At 66.9% G+C, this 18,863-nt stretch carries 22 protein-coding genes; 12 read left to right on the top strand and 10 right to left on the bottom strand.

Features of this window, described 5'->3' with window-relative positions:
- Positions 1-117: 117 nt before the first annotated feature.
- Positions 118-330, top strand: a complete 213-nt coding sequence (locus BW981_RS12025) for a DUF3126 family protein (RefSeq protein ID WP_076439394.1) — start codon at positions 118-120, stop codon at positions 328-330.
- Between the two features lie 120 nt (positions 331-450).
- Here the strand turns inward: BW981_RS12025 and BW981_RS12020 are convergent, their stop codons facing one another.
- Positions 451-1,170 (bottom strand): hypothetical protein, encoded by a 720-nt coding sequence (locus BW981_RS12020; protein ID WP_076439392.1) that lies wholly within the window; start codon positions 1,168-1,170, stop codon positions 451-453.
- 178 nt (positions 1,171-1,348) lie between these two features.
- Positions 1,349-2,596, bottom strand: a complete 1,248-nt coding sequence (locus BW981_RS12015) for a GGDEF domain-containing protein (RefSeq protein ID WP_076439390.1) — start codon at positions 2,594-2,596, stop codon at positions 1,349-1,351.
- 263 nt (positions 2,597-2,859) lie between these two features.
- Between BW981_RS12015 and BW981_RS12010 the strand changes: the two genes are divergently transcribed.
- Both BW981_RS12010 and BW981_RS12005 read left to right on the top strand, forming a co-directional pair.
- On the top strand, positions 2,860-3,186 hold the full coding sequence (locus BW981_RS12010) for a DUF6949 family protein (RefSeq protein ID WP_076439389.1): 327 nt from the start codon (positions 2,860-2,862) through the stop codon (positions 3,184-3,186).
- Between the two features lie 91 nt (positions 3,187-3,277).
- Entirely contained in the window at positions 3,278-3,808 is a 531-nt protein-coding gene (locus BW981_RS12005) for a gamma carbonic anhydrase family protein (RefSeq protein WP_076439387.1), read from the top strand.
- A 139-nt stretch (positions 3,809-3,947) separates the two neighbouring features.
- On the opposite strand, the gene BW981_RS12000 is transcribed toward BW981_RS12005, so the two are convergent.
- The 3 genes from BW981_RS12000 to BW981_RS11990 form a co-directional block, all read right to left on the bottom strand.
- Positions 3,948-4,595 carry a transglutaminase-like cysteine peptidase gene (locus BW981_RS12000; RefSeq protein ID WP_076439385.1) on the bottom strand — a complete coding sequence of 216 codons (648 nt, stop codon included), beginning with the start codon at positions 4,593-4,595 and terminating at the stop codon, positions 3,948-3,950.
- A 423-nt stretch (positions 4,596-5,018) separates the two neighbouring features.
- Positions 5,019-5,597, bottom strand: coding sequence for a PilZ domain-containing protein (locus BW981_RS11995; protein ID WP_244560302.1), 579 nt, complete (start codon positions 5,595-5,597; stop codon positions 5,019-5,021).
- A 116-nt stretch (positions 5,598-5,713) separates the two neighbouring features.
- Positions 5,714-6,289, bottom strand: coding sequence for a PAS domain-containing protein (locus BW981_RS11990; RefSeq protein ID WP_175624107.1), 576 nt, complete (start codon positions 6,287-6,289; stop codon positions 5,714-5,716).
- 278 nt (positions 6,290-6,567) lie between these two features.
- Between BW981_RS11990 and BW981_RS11985 the strand changes: the two genes are divergently transcribed.
- Both BW981_RS11985 and BW981_RS11980 read left to right on the top strand, forming a co-directional pair.
- On the top strand, positions 6,568-7,380 hold the full coding sequence (locus BW981_RS11985; RefSeq protein ID WP_076439383.1) for a rhomboid family intramembrane serine protease: 813 nt from the start codon (positions 6,568-6,570) through the stop codon (positions 7,378-7,380).
- A 191-nt stretch (positions 7,381-7,571) separates the two neighbouring features.
- Entirely contained in the window at positions 7,572-8,003 is a 432-nt protein-coding gene (locus tag BW981_RS11980; protein WP_076439381.1) for a CBS domain-containing protein, read from the top strand.
- Positions 8,004-8,024: 21 nt separating this feature from the next.
- On the opposite strand, the gene BW981_RS11975 is transcribed toward BW981_RS11980, so the two are convergent.
- The 3 genes from BW981_RS11975 to folE all read right to left on the bottom strand — a co-directional run bounded on the left by BW981_RS11975 (position 8,025) and on the right by folE (position 10,276).
- Entirely contained in the window at positions 8,025-9,035 is a 1,011-nt protein-coding gene (locus tag BW981_RS11975; protein WP_244560301.1) for a patatin-like phospholipase family protein, read from the bottom strand.
- Positions 9,036-9,230: 195 nt separating this feature from the next.
- A complete protein-coding gene (gene hisI / locus BW981_RS11970; RefSeq protein WP_076439379.1) occupies positions 9,231-9,638 on the bottom strand; it encodes a phosphoribosyl-AMP cyclohydrolase in 408 nt (135 codons plus the stop codon).
- A complete protein-coding gene (gene folE / locus BW981_RS11965; RefSeq protein WP_076439377.1) occupies positions 9,635-10,276 on the bottom strand; it encodes a GTP cyclohydrolase I FolE in 642 nt (213 codons plus the stop codon). Before folE ends, hisI begins: the two co-directional genes overlap by 4 nt.
- Positions 10,277-10,440: 164 nt before the next feature.
- Between folE and BW981_RS11960 the strand changes: the two genes are divergently transcribed.
- A complete protein-coding gene (locus BW981_RS11960; RefSeq protein WP_076439375.1) occupies positions 10,441-10,887 on the top strand; it encodes an iron-sulfur cluster assembly scaffold protein in 447 nt (148 codons plus the stop codon).
- Here the strand turns inward: BW981_RS11960 and BW981_RS11955 are convergent, their stop codons facing one another.
- Positions 10,888-11,616 carry a phosphatase PAP2 family protein gene (locus BW981_RS11955; RefSeq protein WP_210188664.1) on the bottom strand — a complete coding sequence of 243 codons (729 nt, stop codon included), beginning with the start codon at positions 11,614-11,616 and terminating at the stop codon, positions 10,888-10,890. It abuts the gene before it with no gap.
- A 120-nt stretch (positions 11,617-11,736) separates the two neighbouring features.
- Here BW981_RS11955 and yidD point away from each other — a divergent pair, with 120 nt between their 5' ends.
- Entirely contained in the window at positions 11,737-12,081 is a 345-nt protein-coding gene (gene yidD, locus BW981_RS23395) for a membrane protein insertion efficiency factor YidD (protein WP_076439550.1), read from the top strand.
- Here the strand turns inward: yidD and BW981_RS11945 are convergent.
- Positions 12,047-12,277, bottom strand: a complete 231-nt coding sequence (locus BW981_RS11945; RefSeq protein WP_076439371.1) for a cysteine rich repeat-containing protein — start codon at positions 12,275-12,277, stop codon at positions 12,047-12,049. The genes yidD and BW981_RS11945 overlap by 35 nt on opposite strands.
- Positions 12,278-12,526: 249 nt before the next feature.
- Between BW981_RS11945 and thrS the strand changes: the two genes are divergently transcribed.
- From thrS to BW981_RS11920, 5 genes are all read left to right on the top strand, one after another.
- Complete coding sequence (gene thrS / locus BW981_RS11940; protein WP_083712305.1) at positions 12,527-14,530, top strand: threonine--tRNA ligase; 2,004 nt, start codon at positions 12,527-12,529, stop codon at positions 14,528-14,530.
- A gap of 160 nt (positions 14,531-14,690) precedes the next feature.
- Positions 14,691-15,983 carry a DUF2157 domain-containing protein gene (locus tag BW981_RS11935; RefSeq protein ID WP_076439367.1) on the top strand — a complete coding sequence of 431 codons (1,293 nt, stop codon included), beginning with the start codon at positions 14,691-14,693 and terminating at the stop codon, positions 15,981-15,983.
- Complete coding sequence (locus BW981_RS11930; protein ID WP_076439365.1) at positions 15,983-16,591, top strand: GDYXXLXY domain-containing protein; 609 nt, start codon at positions 15,983-15,985, stop codon at positions 16,589-16,591. The genes BW981_RS11935 and BW981_RS11930 overlap by 1 nt, the downstream gene beginning before the upstream one ends.
- A gap of 278 nt (positions 16,592-16,869) precedes the next feature.
- Positions 16,870-18,093 carry an OpgC family protein gene (locus BW981_RS11925; RefSeq protein ID WP_076439363.1) on the top strand — a complete coding sequence of 408 codons (1,224 nt, stop codon included), beginning with the start codon at positions 16,870-16,872 and terminating at the stop codon, positions 18,091-18,093.
- Between the two features lie 65 nt (positions 18,094-18,158).
- Positions 18,159-18,848 (top strand): SGNH/GDSL hydrolase family protein, encoded by a 690-nt coding sequence (locus BW981_RS11920; protein WP_076439361.1) that lies wholly within the window; start codon positions 18,159-18,161, stop codon positions 18,846-18,848.
- Positions 18,849-18,863: the final 15 nt, after the last annotated feature.

Genomic DNA, 18,863 nt, shown 5'->3' with positions numbered 1-18,863 from the left:
CTAAGGGTCATGGATCACAGCGCAAGCGGCGCCGGCGCAAGGCGGGACGGCCGGCTTTCGCTTGCCCTCTCCGGCGCGGCGTGGCATCGCTCCCGCCAATCGAAAGGACTTAGCATCGTGGACAAGACCGAACTCGCCAAGCTGCAGGCCTATCTGCGCAAGACCTTCAACAACGCCAATATCAGCGTCCGCGCGCGGATGAAGAAGACCGATTCGGCCGAGGTCTATATGGGCGAAGAGTATATCGGCATCATCCATGTCGACGACGAGGATGGCGACCGCTCCTTCAACTTCACCATGGCGATCCTCGACGTCGATCTCGAGGATTGAAGCTTCAAGGCCGTCATGCTCGGGCTTGACCCGAGCATCGTCGAAAATGAGGTTCCGGCACCTCATCCTGCGTGCGGTCTCGGGCCTGCGCTTCGCTTCGCCCGAGAATGACGATCCGTCCTACCGCATCAGCCCGTCGAGCGTGCGGCGCACGCCGCCCAGCATGACCGCCCAATCCGCGATGATGGTGCGGGGGAAGCGGATGTTCACGTCCATGCCGCGGTGCTGGAAGGTGACGCGGCAGGGCTCGTCGAGGTTGCTGCCGGTGTCGACCGGGCAACGAGCGGCAAAGCCGCGCCCGTCCGGCACCGAAACGTAAAACTCGTCGCCCTCGAAGGGCGAACCCTTGCGGAAGCCGCGCACGACGAGGCCGCCGGGATTGGACCAGACGGTCGGGGTGAGGAAGCGGGCATAGGTGGCGAGCTGGCGCGCCGGCTCGTTGACCTTGTCGGGCGGGCTCAGCGTGATCAGCAGGCGGCGCTTGTCCTGCGGATGCGCCGGCCCTAGGTCGGGCCAGGCGAGCCGTAGGCGGACCATGCCGACCAGACGACCTGTGCCGTCATTCTCGTCCAGCCCCGTCAGCTCCTTCGGGATCATCAGCGCGACATCGCCGACGCGGGCCGGCTGCAGCGTGTCGACAGGCTCCGGCTTTCGGTGGGTGAGGTAGGTTGCAAGCGCCGTTGCGGCGACGCCGGCGGCGATGATCGCGGAGGCGGCCTTCACCAGGGCGAGGTCGGCACGCGGAAGCGGTGGGGCGGTGCGCTGCAGGCGCGTCCTCACCATGGCGGTCAAGGCAGTCGCCTGATGCCCGGGCAGGTGATGGGGAAGCGACGCGGTCATGTTCTGTGGTCTCGCAACGGCCATGCCGCCACTGAATCACCGGGCGCTTAACGGCGCGTAAACCATAAGCGGCCGGATGCGATCCGGGGCAGGCTCGGGACAAAGCTCCGCTCCGAACGATCAGCCGGCTTGCCCGCCCGACTGCGCCGAAGCGGGAGTTGCGTTGCCCACCGGGGCCTCAGCCGACATTCCCGACGACGCGGTCGCGCCCGAGCCGCTTGGCCTCGTACAGATGACGGTCGGCATGGGCGATGAGATCACGCATGCTGGCGGCGTCGTCCGGATAGGTGGCAAGTCCGATGCTCACAGTGGGAGCGGCCGCGAATTCGACCGACAGCGTGCGCTGGACCGAGGCCCGCAACCGTTCTGCATAGGCGATCGCCGCTGGATGCGGCATGTTCTCGCACAGCACGACGAACTCCTCGCCGCCATAGCGGAAGATTCGATCCTCTGCCCGCATCTCTGCCCGCAGGCACTCGACGATGCGGGTGAGCACCTCGTCGCCCGCAATGTGGCCGTATCGGTCATTGATACTCTTGAAGTGATCGACATCGACGAGGGCCAGGGTCAGCGGGCGCCTCATCGCGACCGCGCGGCCGAGCATGGCCAGGCCGACGCTGTCGAAGCGCTCGCGAGTCAGCGCGCCGGTCAGCGCATCGCGCCCGCTGGTTCCGAGAAGCTCCTCGTATTTGCGGCGGTAGGTCAGCTTGTGGAAGATGTCGGATAGCGGCAACGGCGCGGTCTCGGCCGTGTCGCGTTCCAGGACCGAGAGATACAGTCCCATCAGGGCGCTGTAGACCAGTGCCGCACCCATCTTGGCGATCCAGCCGCCGGCCAGCGCGTCCCAGGGCGTGCCCGCGATGTAATGCAGGCCGATGAAGAACCCGACCTGGTCGAACGTCAGGATCAGCGCGAGGCTCACGCCCGCGCGCAGCACCACCGAACGCGGCAGGAGGGTATGCAGCTTTTCGTAGAGCAGGATGATCGCGATCGCATCGATGAAGAGCAGCGAGGTGCCCCAGATCATCAGCGCGCCCATCTCGTCGATCAGCACGAGATCAGGATTGTAGCCGGGGAGGGAGACGGGGGCTCCATAGAGCCGCAGCGTCAGAACCAGCGCGACCATCAGGAAATTGCCGATCAGCAGCCCGTAGATCGGCTGGCGCACGGCCTCGGCGTCCTCCCGGATATAGAACATCAGGATGATCGCCAGCTTGCCGGAGAACAGCACGGTCGAACCTGGGGAGAGCAGGCCGAATGGAAGCTGGATGAAGAAGACCGCCGCGAGATAGGTCTCCAGGAAATGCATCACGCCGAGCGCGCAGAGAAAGGCGCCCAGCCCCATCGCGTGCCGCAGGCGGAACAGCGTGGCCATCACGCCGAAATAGATCAGGGCCTGCGTCAGGAGGAGGATGATACCGGACATCGTCAGATCAATGCACCGAAAGCCTGACGTTACGGAAGGATGAGCGACGCAGAGATCGGCTTCGGTTTCGCCCGGAGCGATAGTAGCAAGTGGAGCGGCCTTGGGGCAACAGGAGCATCTGCTCTTCCGCGGCGGCCAGGCACATTCGCGCCGCGCTGCGCCTGCGGTTAACCATGCTCGTTTACTATTGATTAAGACTTTTCTTCACCGTTCGTAAACCATGAGGCAGGGTCCGGCGCATTCGCACAGCCAGAGGCCACGCCATGTTCATCCGCCCCGAAGTGCTGGAGGCCCTGCAGTCCTTGTTGCTGGGCTTTGCCTTCGCCGGCCTGCTGGCGAGTGCCTTCGAGTTGTTCACCGCAAGGCGGGCCGACTTCAAGCTGCTGCAGGAGGGTGGGCTCGCCGCGGTCGCGAGTGTCCCGGTCGTGATCTTCAGCGCGCCCTTCCTGATCCTGCGCAACACGGTGCGCGGCCGGCGGATCGAGGGACGACCTTTCCTGTTCGTCATGCTCGCCAGCATGATCGCCGGGGTCTGGAGCATGGCGTCAGGCCGCGTCGTGCTCGACCTGCTTCACGTCATCACCGCTTGACCGGGCGGCCCTCCGCCTGAATCCTCGGGCGTCGGCGCGACCGTTCCGGTCCGCTTCGACGGCGCTGAAACGCGATCTGGAGAAACGCCCCATGCCGCTCTATGCGCTCGACGGGACCCGTCCTGAAACCGCGGCCGAAGGCCAGTGGTGGCTGGCGCCCGATGCCCATGTGGTCGGCCGTGTGAGGATCGCGGCCGGGGTCGGCATCTGGTTCGGCGCGGTGCTGCGCGGCGACAATGAATGGATCGCGATCGGACCCGACAGCAACATCCAGGAAGGCTGCGTGCTGCACACCGATATGGGTTTTCCGCTGACGATTGGCGCGGGCTGCACCATCGGGCACCGGGCCATCCTGCATGGCTGCACGATCGGCGAGAACAGCCTCGTCGGTATGGGGGCGACGGTGCTCAACGGCGCTAAGATCGGGCGCAACAGCCTGGTCGGTGCCAATGCCCTGGTGACCGAGGGCAAGGAATTCCCCGACAATTCGCTGATCGTCGGCGCGCCCGCGCGCGCGATCCGCACATTGGACGACAAGGCCGCCGAGGGGATCGCCGCCTCGGCCCGCGGCTACGTCGCCCGTTGGAAGCAGTTCGCTGCAGGCCTGAGCCGCATCGACTGAGGGCAAAAAAGAAGCGGGCCGGCTTCCCTGCGGCGGGAAACCGGCCCTTCAACGAAGCCCGGCCTGGGACGGGTGGGTGGGGACGTGACCGGGCCTCGTCGTCCTGGCGAGCAGCGCCCTGGAGGCGCCGCTCGAATTCTCAGCGCTGGACCGAGGCGACCGTCGGCGACTGCTGGCCGCCCAGCGAGGTCCAGCCGGTCTGGTATTGCGACTCCCGCTTGACGTAGACATAGCCCGTCTGGCTCCAGGGCAGGATCGCGTTGCGCTTGTTGTCGAGCATGAAGTCGCCCTTGTCGGTGCGGATCATCAGCACGGCGTGGCCCGCATTCTCCTCGTCGATCACGACCGTGACCAGCATGGCGCGGCGCGGCACGCCAGCCTCGGCCAGGCGCTTGCGCTTCAGCAGGACATAGTCCTCGCAGTCCCCCTTGCCGTCGGTCGGAATGTCCCAGCGGTCGACGACGCCCCAATGCTCCTCGTCCGTGACCGGCTCGATCTCGCGATTCACCTTGCCGTTGACCGCGACGATCGTCTTCCAGCTCTTGGCGTTCAGCTCGACGCGCTCGGGCTCGCGGGTGTCCAGCCGGCACTCGGACGGCATGCGCTTGCAGAAATCGACCCAGGCATAGGGCGCGCGGGCTTCGCCGGAAGCTGTAGCCGGCGCGCTCGCCACCGGGATGCCGGGAGCGCTCTGCGCCTGGGCGACGCCAGCGGCGCCGAGGCCGAACGCGAAGGCCAGCGCGGCGCCGGTCAGCTTGTGGCGAAGGTCAAGTCGATGATGGAGCATGTCGTCCCCTTTCTGTCCCGGGGAGACGATGCTGCTGCGCCGATGGAATTCGCTTGAAGTGAAAGCGTCAAATTGTCTGTATTCGCGCGGCGTGATCTGCCGATCAGGATCAGCATCAATTCGGATCAAATCGGCGGGTAACTTTTCTCGACGATGCGGCAATACAAAATTAACGGTGGATAGCCGGAAGACGTTTAGGGGACGGTTAGCTTACTGAAGTGTTACTCCCGGCGCGAGTCCAGCCCGCCACCGATACAGGGTTCTCAAGAGGTTTTCGGGCGAGGCGCGGATGTGCGTCGGGAGCGGCGGCGCCGGCGGGCGCCCAGGTCAGAGCTGGTCGGGGATGGCGCGCCGAGCAACAGCGCGCGCCGCAGATACTGACTTGCTTCAGGTCAGGATTCAGCGCGCCCGAGCGGCGGGCGCTCAGAGCTCGAGATTCTCGTCGAGCAGGTCGGCCGAAAGCGGGAAGCGGAATTCCAGGCCAAGGCCGCCGTCGAAACGGCGGACGATCCGCGCCGGCGTACTGCCGATCCTGACCGCGGTGCCGACCGGCAGGTCGAGATCGGTCGAGATCGCGGTTCCGGACAGCGAGATGTCGATGATGCGTACGGGGTGGTCCGTGCCGTCATCGAGGAGCAGGAGCGAGCGCGGATTGCGCGGCACGATGCGCTCGTGGCGCCGGTCTTCCGGCAGGCCCAGCTCCTCGCGGTTGGCGAGCCAGGTGAGCTGTGCGGTGAACTTCTCGCGCTTGCGGCTGGTCGCGGTGATGGTCATCGCGAAGCCTTCCATCGTGGTGCGCACGCAGGTGCCCTCGATGCGGCCCAGATGTTCGAGATAGACGATGACGCGCTCGCCCGGCGCGGCCTTGGCTGGCGCGGCCAGGTGGAGGCCGCCCGGCGAGATATCGATGCTCTGGCAGGGATACTCCATGCGATTGGGCAGCATGTAGCGGCCGAGCAGCACCACCTTCATCCGGTGGTGGCGCCTGCGTTCCTGCGGCATCGTTGCCGTTCTGGGCGTTTGGAGCGCGCTCAACATCATGACCAGCTTGAATTCGAGCCGAGTCTAGAAGAGTCGCGGTTAACGGACCGTTCCGTGACGCAAAATCCGCTTAAGGATCAGGCGCGGCCGCCCGGCAGGACGACGAGGCGAGGGGGGGCGGTACGCTGGGGCTCCGGCGTTGACGGGCGAGACGCGGCGGCCGGCCAGAGCATGCGCAGGGAGATCATCCGCATGCCTGCGACCGTGTCGAGCCCGAGCCAGTCCGGCGTCAAAGCGGGGGACAGGGCGCCCATGACGCGAGCATGGGTGCGGCCGCGATAGCGCAGCGGCAGGAGGATCAGCTCCAGATAGATCGGCAGGCCGGTGCTGGTCTCGCCGGAGAGGCCCGCGACCGCGCCGGCGCTCTCGTCCATCACCGTCTGGACGAGGCGGCGCATATCGGCCTGCGATTCGACATCGGGCCAGAGCGCCGTGAACGGGCGCCCGCGCAGCTCGTGGCCGGTCAGGGCACAAAGCCGCGTGCCGGCGAGGCGAAAGACGGGGCCGATCGGCTCGTTCTCCAGCACGAAGGTGTCCGCCAGCGCGTGGCGAAGAGCGCCGGGTTCGATCTCGCCACGCTCAGGGGCCGAGCGGTCGCCGCGCAGCTTGTCCCAATAGTCGAAGACCAGACGTGTGCTCGTGTTCTTCATCATCGCCCATTTCAGCCGGCGTCCCCCTGCGAGCCGCTCCGCGTGCCGTGATGGCGCAGAATCGTACGCTCGGGGGACGAAACAGTCCTTCAGGGAATCGAGGACGCATCCGCCATGCCGTCTTGCCACCCCCATCCGAGTCGGGGGAGGCGAGCGGGCCGGTAGGGTTAACAAAGTATTGCCGCTGTGGATGAAACATAAAATGCCCGGCATGACGGCCGGGCTGCCGCGGCTGCAAACGCGCTTGCGCCGGCCTGCGCCTTCGGCAACTGTGGCGCCCGATGGCCCCCTATGATCCCCGCCCGCCGGCGCACGAGCCCGCACTCAACCTGCCCCCCGTCGTCGTCTGGCTCCTGGTCATCCTCGCGCTGATTCAGGCCGGGCGAGGGCTGCTCTCCGACATCGACGATTATGCCGTGATCTCCTGGCTCGCCTTCGTGCCTGCCCGGCTGACGCTGTGGGCCCAACCGGAGCGCATCGACGAGGTGGTCAACGCGTTGGCTCAGTCCACCGCAGGGCAGAATGTGGCGGACAAACTGCAACTGGTGCGTCTGTTGCTCGCCGATGGTGGCGTCAGGCTGTGGACGCTGCTGACCTACGGATTGCTTCACGGCTCCTGGATGCACCTTGCTTCGAACGGGCTCTGGCTCGCCGCCTTCGGCAGCCCGGTCGCTCGGCGGCTGGGGGCCGGCCGCTTCCTCAACCTGCTCGCCCTCTGCACGGTCGGCGGCGCGCTGCTGCATTGGTGGACGCGCGACCTCGACGTGCTGCCCCTGGTCGGTGCCTCGGCCGGCATTTCGGGGGCGACGGCAGCGGCCATCCGCTTCGTCTTCGCGCCTGGCCTGCGCTTCGGAGCGCTCGGGAACGACGCGGTCGTGCGGTCTATCCCGATCGAGCCGCTCGGCCGGCTCTGGCGCAATTCGCGGGCGCTGCTGTTCACGGCGATCTGGTTCGTGACCAACATCCTGTTCGGCGCCGGGCTGGTGCCGATCTTCGGCGAGGAAACCAGCATCGCCTGGCAGGCCCATATCGGCGGCTTCCTCGTCGGGCTGTTCCTGTTCCCGCTCTTCGACCGCGCGCCGCGACGGGCCTGAAGCTCTCTCGCCGGCTTCAGGTTCTCCCGGCGGCTGGCATCGGCCGCCTTGCCTGCGCCCCTGTCTTCGCCCACACTGCCAGCGATTGCGAAGCGTTTCCGGGCCTGTCGGCATCGTGAGCTCGCCGGCAGCCTGGGAAGCATCCGCGGAAAGCGTGCCGGCCAACGGCACGCGAGCAGGAGGAACTTTCCATGCATGTCGAGCAGCTTCTCAACGACAAGGGCCGAGATCTCGTCACTGTGCTGCCGCACCGGACGCTGGCCGAGGCGATCAAGACGCTCAGCGAAAAGCGCATCGGTGCCGTGGTGGTGATGGGCGCCGACGGGGCGCTGGTGGGCATCCTGTCCGAGCGCGACATCATCCGGGCTCTGGGTGCCAAGGGCGAGGCTGCGCTGGAGAGCGCCGTCTCCAGCGTCATGACGGCCAAGGTGGTCACCTGCCGGCCGCAGACCAGCGTCGACGAGCTGATGGAGATCATGACGATGGGCCGCTTCCGTCACGTCCCGGTGGTAGAGAATGGCCGCGTCACGGGGATCGTCTCGATCGGCGACGTCGTGAAGCATCGCGTCGCCGCGATCGAGGCCGAAAGCCAGGCGATGCGCGAATACATCGCGATGGCCTGAGCGCCGGCGTTTCCCGGCGGCTCAGCCCGCCGGGAGATAGTTCGCCGCGACCACCGCCTCGATCTCGTCCAATGCGCGTTCGGCCGCCTGGCGCCCGAGGGCGATGGTCTCCTCGGCCCTGTGGAAATCGAACAGGCCGACGCGGCCGAGGCGTGGCCCCAGCATCACATCGGGCGGATCGCCGGCCAGACGCGAGCGCGAGATTCTGTCTTGCGTGATGTTGAAGGCGTCGATCATCACGCCGGCGAGGCCGGGACGGTTCTCGCTGGCGCGGCCAACGAGATTGCGCACCCGCCGGGCCGCGCCCGTGATGCCCGTGAACCAGTGCGAACTGGGGCGGACCTCGAGCTCCGGCACGAGTTCCTCCGCTGGCTCGACATCGGGCTCGGAGCCGTGATTCTGGATGACGGTGCCGCGGCCGGCGAGATCATTGTTCAGGTTGATGCAGATCACGATGTCGGCGCCGAGCGCGCGGGCGGCGGTCACCGGAACCGGATTGACGAGCGCGCCATCCATCAGCCAGCGCCCGCCGAGCTTCACCGGGTCGAAGATGCCGGGCAGGGCGTAGGAGGCGCGCAGCGCCTCGATCAGCGGGCCATGGGTCAGCCAGATCTCGTGGCCCGTGCCCAGCTCGGTCGAGATGGCGACGAAGCGCTGTTGCAGATCCTCCAGCCGCATGTCGGCAAGGTCGCGCTCGAGCAGGCGCTTCAGCTTGCCGCCCGAGATCAGTCCGGCGCCGCCGATATGGAAATCCATCAGCCCGACGACACGGCGCTTGGTCAAACCGGTGGCGAAGGCCTTGAGTTCGTCGAGCTTGCCGGCCGCATAACAGCCGCCCACGACCGCGCCGATCGAGGTGCCGGCGATGACCTGCGGGGCGAATCCGGCCTCGACCAGGACTTCAAGCGCACCGATATGGGCCCAGCCGCGCGCGGCGCCGCCGCCGAGCGCGAGGCCGATCCGCGGACGGCCGCCGCGAGGCTGTGAGTGGCGCGAATCGACCGGCTTTACCGCCGCGCTTCCATCATTCATCGCGGTACCACCTCCGCCAAGACCAGAAGCCCGCCGCGCGACACCGTCCCAGAACATCGGTTCCAGCCCTCCGCCGTCCATCGAGGATGGCAGGACTGGATGAGCGAATGGTGAACGCCGCGGCCGCCATCGATTATCGCCGGGCCTTGACGATCCGGTGAAGGCCAGCCGCGACATGGCGGATGGTCGGGACCGTCAGGCGAAGCGCAGCGGTTCGGCGCCCTGTTCGCGCAGGGGCTGGATGCGGTAGAAGCAGGAGCGGCGGCCGGTATGGCAGCATCCGCCGTCGCCCGCTACCTTGACCTTGAGCCAGAGCGCGTCCTGGTCGCAGTCGACCCGCATCTCGACGATGGTCTGGATCTGGCCGGAGGTCGCACCCTTGTGCCAGAGTTCCCTTCGCGAGCGCGACCAGTACCAGGCCTCGCCGGTCTCGATCGAACGCCGCAGCGCTTCGGCGTTCATATGGGCGACCATCAGCAGTTCGCCGGACTCGGCGTCCGTGGTCACGCAGGTGACGAGGCCGTTGGCATCGAAGCGCGGGCTCAGCGCCGTGCCCTCTTCGAGCGCGTGCTTGTCGGCGGCGGGCGGGAAGGGGGTCGTCACAGCCCGGGCGCCTTGGCCATGGTGAAGAACCGGACCTGCTCGGCGGGATCGTCGCGGAACAGGCCGCGATACTGGCTGGTCATGGTCGAGGACCCCTGCTTCTGCACGCCGCGCATCGACATGCACATATGCTCGGCCTCGATCAGCACGGCGATGCCGCGTGGCCTCAGGCTGTCCTCGATCGCATCGGCGATCTGGGCCGTCATCGTCTCCTGCGTCTGCAGGCGGCGGGCGAAGACCTCGACGACGCGGGCAAGCTTGGAGAGCCCGATCACGCCGCCGGACGGATAATAGCCGATATGCGCCTTGCCGAAGAAGGGCGCCATGTGATGCTCGCAATGCGAATGGAACGGAATGTCGCGGACCAGGACCATGTCCTGATAGCCCTCGACCTCCTCGAAAACGCGATCGAGAATGTCGCGCGGGTCCTCGCCATAGCCGCGATAGAGCTCGCCATAGGCCTTGACCACGCGCTGCGGCGTCTCGGCCAGACCCTCGCGCGCAGGGTCGTCTCCGGCCCAGCGGATGAGGGTGCGGACGGCCTCCTCGGCCTCCTCGCGCGTCGGCCGCCTGCCGATGATCTTGTCGGCGGCGGGGGAGGCCCTGCCGACCGGCAGGGTCTTGACCACTGAGGTCATGATTCGCCTCGCATTCGGTGCCTGTCATGCCCTCGTACGGCGCAGGCCAGCGGCAACATCCCGCCATGCAGCGAGAGGAAGCGTCCATGCCCTCCCGCCGCATCGCGATCAAGCTTATATTGGTGCGCGGAGCGGGCTTGCCAGCCCGCAGACGGGAAGCTGCCATGCTGGACGACGTCTACAACAAGCGCATTCTCTCCCTCGCAGCGAATATTCCGCTGCTGGAGCGCCTGCCATCTCCGGACGCGACGGCCCGCGCCCATTCCAAGCTCTGTGGTTCGACCGTGACCGTCGACCTGACGATGGAGGGCGATGTCGTGACCGGCTTCGGGCATGAGGTGAAGGCCTGCGCGCTCGGCCAGGCCTCGTCCTCGATCATGGCGCAGCACGTCGTCGGCTCGACGGCGCAGGAGCTGCGTGAGCTGCGCGAGCAGGCGCGCGCGATCCTCAAACAGAATGGCGAGCCGCCGCAGGGCAAATGGGCGGACCTTGCCGTGCTGGTGCCGGTGCGCGACTACAAGGCGCGGCACGCCTCGACAATGCTCACCTTCGACGCTGTGGTCGATGCGATCGACCAGATCGAGGCGCGGCGGCGCGAGGCGGCCGCCTGATCACTTCACGCCGAGCGCGACCTTGATCTCGGGAATCGTCTCGTCGAAGCGGGCCTTGAACGCCTTGTCCGCGAGCAGCGCCTTGGCGACGGCGCGGCCGACCTTGTCACCGGCGGCGAGATCGCTCTGGTAGTGGAAGCCGCAGATCAGGCGGCTTTCATCATAGCTCCTGACCCTGTCTTCCAATGGCTCGGCCATGCTCGGCACGGCGGTCTTCAGCAATTCCGCGTAGAGCGCTGCCGTGGCCGCGTGCGCGGAGGGGAAGGAGGTGCCGTCCGGCCGCGCGCCGGGGCAGGGCTTGACGCGGACCTTGTTCCAGACGCTGAAGGGGCGTTGGCGGCTGGTCAGGCGGTGGACGCTCTTGAGCAGGATGGCGAGCTCGACCTGGGCCTCGCGGAAGAGCAGACGGACTTCGCGATGGGTATTGTCGACATATTTGGTGTCGATGCCGTTGAGGAAGTTGACGAGCCCCTGGCGCTGGTCGGCGATGGCCTGCTTCTCCCGCTCGGGCGTGCGCTCGAGGGTGAGCTTCAGGACCTGCTCATATTCGGCTTTCGCCTCGGGCGAGTTCTGGGCCGGAGGCAGGCCGATGATCTTGGCGACGTCGATATGGGCGCCGTCCAGCCACAGCAGGTAGGGACGCTGCTGCGCACCTGCCGACGAGGCGAGCACGAGGCCGAGCAGGAGGCCGCAGCCCGCGAGGGCATGGCGAAGAGGCGAGGCGCGCATCATAATAAGCTTCGGTCGAGGAAAGCGGGTGCGGTGAAGGCTGAACGAAACGATCTGGACGCTTTATTTGATCAGGTCTCTGTTAAGCAAAGATTTTCGCTGCGGCGAAAGATCGGGCGGCTGCCGCGCGCCTCCGCTCACCTGCTGATCCGCGGCTATCAGCTCAGCCTGTCCATGCTGGTCGGCCGCCATTGCCGTCACTGGCCCAGCTGCTCGGCCTATACGGACGAGGCCATCCAGCGCTTCGGCCTGTGGCGCGGCGGCTGGATGGGCCTCGCGCGGATTTGCCGCTGCAATCCCTGGGGAACCAGCGGCATCGACATCGTCTGCGAGGCCTTGCCCCTTGGCTCCCGCTGGTACCGGCCCTGGTCCTACGGACGCTGGCGGGGCACGAACGAGCCGGCCCCGCTCGCCCTTGAAACGACCGGCCTCAACGGCCCTGGCGTTGGGCCTGCGCCGTCCTGAGCGCGTCCCTGCAAGTTTGCGAGAACTGGTCCGGCTTCTCTTTCAGGCAGGCCATCAGGCGGCCGCCGCCGGGCATGATGCCGGGGCAGTTCCTGGCGAAATCAGCCTGGCAGGCGGTGCGTACCGCGGCCCGGTCCTGCGCGAAGGCCGGGATCGCTGCGGTGAGCATGAGGGCGGCGAGAACGATGCGGGTCATGATCGGCAGTCCTTTCCGGATGATCGATGGCAAGCTCGACCATGATTGCGGCCCCGTTGCGCCGCGCTGACGGGAGCATGACAAATCGGCAAGGTCGGCGCGACCGCGATTGCGCGGGCCGGGATCGTCGTATAGGCCGTCACTTCCCTTCAGGCCGCTTCACCGGATACGCGCCCTGAAGGCATTCGCAGACGTATCCGGCCTTGTCTTACGGGGTTCGTATCCCCGAGTGAGCAGGACATCAGGTCCATGACGATCTCCCTGACCTTTCCCGATGGCGCCCAGCGCGAATTTCCCTCCGGCATCACCGGGGTCGACATCGCCAAGGGCATTTCTCCCTCTCTCCTGAAGCGCACGGTGGCGATGGCGCTCGACGGCACGGTCGTCGATCTGGCGGACCCGATCGAGCGCGACGCCAGGATCGAGTTCCTCAACCGCGAGGATCCGCGTGCGCTGGAACTGATCCGCCACGACACGGCCCATGTGCTTGCGGAAGCCGTGCAGGAGCTCTTTCCCGGCACGCAGGTGACGATCGGCCCGGTCATCGAGAATGGGTTCTTCTACGATTTCGCCCGCAACGAGCCCTTCACGCCCGAGGATCTCCCGGTCATCGAGAAGAAGATGCGGGAGATCATCGCGCGCGACAAACCCTTCACCAAGGAGATCTGGAGCCGCGACAAGGCGAAGGATTTCTTCGCCGCGAAGGGCGAGGCCTACAAGGTCGAGCTGGTCGATGCGATCCCCGCCGACCAGTCGCTGAAGATGTATGCGCAGGGCGCCTGGATCGACCTCTGCCGCGGCCCGCACATGACCTCGGTCGGCAAGGTCGGCAACGCCTTCAAGCTGATGAAGACGGCCGGCGCCTATTGGCGCGGCGACAGCAACAACGCGATGCTGACGCGCATCTACGGCACTGCCTTCGCCAAGCAGGAAGACCTCGACGCCTATCTCAAGCAGATCGAGGAAGCGGAGAAGCGCGATCACCGCAAGCTCGGCCGGGAGATGGACCTCTTCCATTTCCAGGAGGAGGGGCCGGGCGTCGTGTTCTGGCACTCCAAGGGCTGGCGGCTGTTTCAGGAGATCATCGCCTATATGCGCCGGCGCCTCGCCGCCGACTATGAGGAGGTCAACGCCCCGCAGGTACTCGACAAGTCGCTCTGGGAGACCTCCGGTCATTGGGGCTGGTACCAGGACAACATGTTCGCGGTAAAATCGGCCTCGGCCTTCGAGAATCCGAACGACAAGGACCGGGATCACAAGGTCTTCGCCCTGAAGCCGATGAACTGCCCGGGCCATGTCCAGATCTTCAAGCATGGGCTGAAGAGCTATCGCGATCTGCCGATCCGGCTTGCCGAATTCGGGAACGTGCATCGCTACGAGCCCTCCGGCGCGCTGCACGGGCTGATGCGGGTGCGCGGGTTCACGCAGGATGATGCGCATGTCTTCTGCACGGAGGACCAGCTCGCGGCCGAATGCCTGAAGATCAACGACCTGATCCTCTCGGTCTACGAGGATTTCGGCTTCACCGACGATCTCGTCATCAAGCTCTCGACCCGACCGGAGAAGCGTGTCGGCTCCGACGCCGTCTGGGACCATGCCGAGGCGGTGATGGGCAAGGTGCTGGAACAGATCGCGGCCCAGTCCGGCAACCGGATCAAGACCGAGATCAATCCGGGCGAGGGTGCCTTCTACGGGCCGAAGTTCGAATATGTCCTGCGCGACGCCATCGGCCGCGACTGGCAATGCGGCACCACGCAGGTCGACTTCAACCTGCCGGAGCGCTTCGGGGCCTTCTATATCGGCGCCGATGGCGAGAAGAAGCAGCCGGTCATGGTCCACCGCGCGATCTGCGGCTCGCTGGAGCGCTTCACCGGCATCCTGATCGAGCATCATGCCGGGCATTTCCCGCTCTGGCTGGCGCCCGAGCAGGTGGTGGTCTGCCCGATCGTCTCGGACGCCGACGCCTATGCCGAGGAAGTCACGATGGCGCTTCTCTCGGAGGGGCTGCGCGCCCGCGCCGATCTGCGCAACGAGAAGATCTCCTACAAGGTGCGCGAGCACTCACTGGCGAAGGTCCCGGTGATCCTCGCCGTCGGCAAGCGCGAGGCTGAGGAGAAGACCGTGACGATCCGCCGCCTGGGCAGCCAGGCCCAGACCGTCATGTCGCTCGCAGAGGTGATGGCGGTGCTGACGGGCGAGGCGCAGGCGCCGGATCTGGTACGGAAGGCGAAGGCGAAGGCACTCAGGGGCTGAGGGCCGCAAAGCTGGCGCCATGCTCGGCTTGCCCCGGGCATCGCTCGACAGGTCGGCCAGCCGGCACGCGATTCCCGGGTCGAAGCCATGCTTCGCCCGAGAATGAGGTCTGGCAGGTGCCTCTAGCCCTGATCGCGCCCGCCGTGCCAGATTGCCCGCGATGCTGACCGGCTCCTATCGCAAGCGACTCGACGCCGACCTGACGCGATGGGTCGGCGCGGGCTATCTCGAGACCCAGGCCGCGGACGCCATCCGGCGCGATGTGGCACGCGAGGATGGAGGGTTTCGCCTCCCGGCCCTGCTCGGGCTGTTCGGCGGGTTGCTGATCGCCGCCAGCGTCGCGGCTTTCGTCGCTGCGAATTGGGAAGCGATCCCGCGCTTGACGAAGCTCGGCCTGATCGTGGCAGGCATCGCTGCGACCTTCGCCCTGGCCTGGCGGCTTCAGAAGTCGGGATCGAGCGGGGGCGCGGAAGCGGCCTCCACCTGCGGCGTCCTGATCTACGGTGCGGGCCTCGCGCTCGTTGGCCAGATGTATCATCTGCCGCAGGATTGGCCGGGCGGAGCTTTGCTGCTGGCGCTGGGCGCACTCGTCGCCGGCCTGCTGATGAGGTCGAACGGGGCGCTTGCCATCGCCTTCGTCGCGATCGTGGCCTGGAGCGGCGGACGCTGGAGCGAGGCGGAAGCGGGCCCGCATCCCGGTTTCCTCGTGCTCTATCTGCCGGCGCTGTGGATCGCGCTCTCGCGGCAAAACCGAATGGTGCACCATCTGGCGGTGCTCGCCGCCGCGTTCTGGCTCGGCACGCTGCCCGGGCACTGGTATTTTGGCAGCTTCAATTACGGGCTGCTGGCCTATGGGCTCGCGGTCTCCGCTGCTTTCGTCGCAATGGGGGCGCTGGCGCTGGACCGTGGCCAGCCGGCGCTGCTGACGGCGTGCCTCCCCTGGGGGCTGATGGGCTTCGTGGTGGCGCTCAATGTCGAGCTGTTCCGCATCCTCGAAGCGCCCGAATCGCAAGCGGGGCGGGCTTTCCCTCTCGTCTTCCAGGCCTATGCGGTCGCGGCCCTCCTGGTCCTGCTGCTGGCTGCCATCGCCCGCGAGCGGCGCTTTGCCTGGCCCCTGGCCGCCGGACTCGCCTGCGCCCTGCTCGTGCCGGCCGTCTTCTGGAGCGGGGTTGCGGCAGGGATCGTCGGGAAGGTGGCTGTCGCCAGCCTGATCCTTCTGTCGGCGATGGCGCTCGTGGTCGCCGGCGGCGCCGGCGGGGTGCGGCGGCTGCTGCTGGCCGGCTCGCTTCTGTTCGGCGTCGCGATCCTGGTCCTGCTCTGGCGCACGATCGGCACGCTGCTCGACCAGTCGCTGTTCTTCCTCGTGGCGGGCGTGGTTCTGATCGCCGTCGCAGCCGGCGCGAGGCGTCTCTTCGCGCTGCTCAATCCCCCACCAGCCAGGGAGGCGATGTGATGCGCCTTTCGGCCGATGCGCTGGCTGGCAAAGTCCCGCTCGCCTGGCGTGCCTTCGCGACGGTGGTCCTGCTCTCGCTGGCGCTGCTCGCACTGGTCCAACAACGCGCGAGCATCCTGCAGACGGGTGCGGAGGTTCGGCTGCGAACCGTGCCGGTCGATCCGCGCGACCTGTTCAGGGGCGATTACGTCGTCTTCGCCTATGAGATCGGGACGGTCGATGCGGGCAACGCCAGCGGTTTCCGGCGCGGGGAGCAGGTCTATGTCACGCTGAAGCCGGGACCGGACGGCTTCGTGCGCGCCGAGAGCGTTTCGCGGGAGAAGCCCGCGCCCGTTGCGGGCGCGACCGTGATCGCAGGGCGCGTGACCTCGACCAGCGCCTGCGCGCGGGCCGAGGACGGACGGCTCGATTGTTCGGGCGGGCGCCGGCGCCTCGGCGTGTCCTATGGCATCGAGAGCTATTTCGTGCCCCAGGGCCAGGGGGTAGCCATCGAGCGGACCGAGAAGGCGCGCATCGAGGTCGTCGCCGCAGTCTCGCCCTCCGGCGATGCGGCGATCAAGAGGCTCCTGATCGACGGGAAGCCCGTCCACTCCGAGCCGCCTTATTGACGGACCTCGGGCGTCCAGGCCTCGCGATCCGATCGAGCCTCGCCGATCACGATCCCGTGGCTGCGGTCCCAGGCGCGCCGCATCTCCCGACAATGCCACGATCGTCCTGCAGCCTCACACGCGCTTGTGACGCCTCGGAAAGGTGACGTTAAGCATGGCGCCCTATATGAACGCCAGATGAACGGAGCAGGCAGGTTCCGTTCAGCTTCAACGGCCGGAAGCGGAACAGGAGTCCCGACCCGACGTTCCCTTTTGCAGGCTTTCGAGGACGTTGCCCCGTGTCGGTCGCTCCGCAATTTCGGCGCTTCATTCTCTCCGGCTCCGCCGGGCCAGGCGCCGTGACCGACAAGCCGGCCCGTGACGCCCGCATCGACGTCATCCGCGGCTTGTGCCTGCTGATCATCTTCATCAACCATATGCCGGGAAACGTGGTTGCGGCCTATACGCCGCATAATTTCGGGTTCTCGGACGCTGCCGACATCTTCGTGCTGCTGGCAGGCGTCTCCGCGACGCTCGCCTATGGCGGGCTGATCGAGCGGCGAGGGCTGCCGATCGCGATGCTGAAGCTCGGAGCGCGGCTGTGGACGCTCTACATCGCGCATATCGCCGTTTTCATCATCGTCTGCGGGGTGATCGCTGCCGCGGTGACGCATACGCAGAACCCGCTCTATATCGAGTTGATCAACGTCCAGCCCTTCTTCCGCGATACGGCCGAGGCGCTGCTCGGCGCGCTGACGCTGACCTATCAGCCGTCCTATCTCGACATCCTGCCGCTTTACATCGTGCTGCTCGCGTTGTTTCCGGCCATCTACTACGCTGTCCGGTTCAGCCCCGTGCTGGCGCTGGGCCTCTCGCTCGCGATCTGGCAGGGGGCGCTGGCGCTCGATCTCAACCTTCCGAATTCGGGCGGAACGTGGTTCTTCAATCCGTTCGCGTGGCAGGTCGTCTTCGTGATGGGCGTGGTTCTCGGCCGCTCGAACCAGCTCGGCCTCGCAGCCCCCCGGCTGCGCTGGCTGGATGCGCTCGCCATCGGATTCATCGTCTTCTCCTGCTATGCGAAGGTGACGCTGAGCAATCCCACCGGTATCGCCGCTTTCAACGACTGGTTCGACTCGGTCCAGCTCGGTTCCGACAAGACGAACCTCGCCTGGAGCCGGCTCGGCCATGTCGGCGCTCTGACTTGGCTTGCCGTACGATGGCTGCCGGCCGGCGATGCGCTTTCCCGCTCGGCGCTGGGGCGCATCCTGGCCAAGACGGGGCAGAATTCCCTGCATGTCTTCTGCGTCGGCATCGTCCTCGCGGTGATCGGCCAGGTGCTGCTCGCCGAGGCATCCTTCGATCTGACCGTCCAGTTGGCGGTGTGCGCCGGCGGCGTTACAGTCTCTGCCGGGCTAGGGGTTTTTCTGTCGTGGTATCGCACGGTCACCAGTCGCGCAGGCGCCGCGCGGGCCGCTCCCGCGCCGGTCTCGGCTGCGCCCTCGTCCTCACTCTCGCCGCGCTGAGTGGCGGAGCCGCAGCGGCGCCGGCCGCGCCGTTCGCGGGCGCCGATGCGCGCTGCCGTGCGGGGATGGCGCAGCAACCCTTCCAGCCGGCGCTGCCGGCGGCGCGGCGCGCGCTGCAGGAAACCGGCCGCCTCGTCATCGTCGCGCTCGGTTCCTCGACGACGGCCGGCTCCGGCGCCAGCACCGAGGACAAAAGCTATCCCGCAGTGCTCCAGAGCGAGCTACGCCGCCGCCTGCCGCGGGCCGATGTCCGTGTCCTCAACAAGGGCGTGGGCGGGCAGTCGGCCTACGACATGCTCCTGCGCATGGATGCCGACGTGTTCGACGAGAAGCCGGCGCTCGTGATCTGGCAGACCGTCGTCAACGACGCGATCCGCGACATTGGCGAGGACAAGCTCGGCAAGATCCTGCGCAAGGGCATCGCCAAGGCTCGCGATGCCGGCACCGACATGATCCTCATGGACCTTCCCTGGCTTCCGCGCGCGGGCCGATACCCGCATTACGACGATTATCGCGGCATCCTCGCGCGCATCGCGCATGACCAGAATGTGGCGCTGTTTCCGCGCTATGCGATGATGAAAGGCTGGGCGCGGTCCAGCCAGTTCAGCCCCGAGGATCTCGTCGGGATGGACGGGTTGCATCTCGTCGATGGCGGCTATCGCTGCCTGGCGCTGAGGATCGCTGACGGGATCGCCGCCGGGCTGGGGGATGTCCGCATCGATGTGATCAAGAGCGCTCCGGCCGTTCCGCAGTAGCGGCGCGGGATCGAG

It is taken from the genome of Allobosea sp. TND4EK4 (genome assembly GCF_900156025.1).
Classification (GTDB): domain Bacteria; phylum Pseudomonadota; class Alphaproteobacteria; order Rhizobiales; family Beijerinckiaceae; genus Allobosea.
Note: the sequence above shows the minus strand (reverse complement) of the source record. Positions and strands in the feature narration are given on the sequence as shown.

Bases quoted from the DNA above. Each gene is read 5' to 3' on its own strand.
- BW981_RS11975 (WP_244560301.1), bottom strand. From the start codon at position 9,035: ATGAATGATGGAAGCGCGGCGGTAAAGCCGGTCGATTCGCGCCACTCA.
- BW981_RS12020 (WP_076439392.1), bottom strand. From the start codon at position 1,170: ATGACCGCGTCGCTTCCCCATCACCTGCCCGGGCATCAGGCGACTGCC.
- BW981_RS11945 (WP_076439371.1), bottom strand. From the start codon at position 12,277: ATGACCCGCATCGTTCTCGCCGCCCTCATGCTCACCGCAGCGATCCCG.
- BW981_RS11960 (WP_076439375.1), top strand. From the start codon at position 10,441: ATGCTGGACGACGTCTACAACAAGCGCATTCTCTCCCTCGCAGCGAAT.
- BW981_RS11995 (WP_244560302.1), bottom strand. From the start codon at position 5,597: ATGCCGCAGGAACGCAGGCGCCACCACCGGATGAAGGTGGTGCTGCTC.
- BW981_RS11955 (WP_210188664.1), bottom strand. From the start codon at position 11,616: ATGCGCGCCTCGCCTCTTCGCCATGCCCTCGCGGGCTGCGGCCTCCTG.
- BW981_RS12015 (WP_076439390.1), bottom strand. From the start codon at position 2,596: ATGTCCGGTATCATCCTCCTCCTGACGCAGGCCCTGATCTATTTCGGC.
- BW981_RS11985 (WP_076439383.1), top strand. From the start codon at position 6,568: ATGGCCCCCTATGATCCCCGCCCGCCGGCGCACGAGCCCGCACTCAAC.
- BW981_RS12010 (WP_076439389.1), top strand. From the start codon at position 2,860: ATGTTCATCCGCCCCGAAGTGCTGGAGGCCCTGCAGTCCTTGTTGCTG.
- BW981_RS11980 (WP_076439381.1), top strand. From the start codon at position 7,572: ATGCATGTCGAGCAGCTTCTCAACGACAAGGGCCGAGATCTCGTCACT.
- BW981_RS12005 (WP_076439387.1), top strand. From the start codon at position 3,278: ATGCCGCTCTATGCGCTCGACGGGACCCGTCCTGAAACCGCGGCCGAA.
- folE (WP_076439377.1), bottom strand. From the start codon at position 10,276: ATGACCTCAGTGGTCAAGACCCTGCCGGTCGGCAGGGCCTCCCCCGCC.
- BW981_RS11930 (WP_076439365.1), top strand. From the start codon at position 15,983: ATGCGCCTTTCGGCCGATGCGCTGGCTGGCAAAGTCCCGCTCGCCTGG.
- BW981_RS12000 (WP_076439385.1), bottom strand. From the start codon at position 4,595: ATGCTCCATCATCGACTTGACCTTCGCCACAAGCTGACCGGCGCCGCG.
- BW981_RS11990 (WP_175624107.1), bottom strand. From the start codon at position 6,289: ATGATGAAGAACACGAGCACACGTCTGGTCTTCGACTATTGGGACAAG.
- BW981_RS11920 (WP_076439361.1), top strand. From the start codon at position 18,159: ATGGCGCAGCAACCCTTCCAGCCGGCGCTGCCGGCGGCGCGGCGCGCG.
- BW981_RS11935 (WP_076439367.1), top strand. From the start codon at position 14,691: ATGCTGACCGGCTCCTATCGCAAGCGACTCGACGCCGACCTGACGCGA.
- thrS (WP_083712305.1), top strand. From the start codon at position 12,527: ATGACGATCTCCCTGACCTTTCCCGATGGCGCCCAGCGCGAATTTCCC.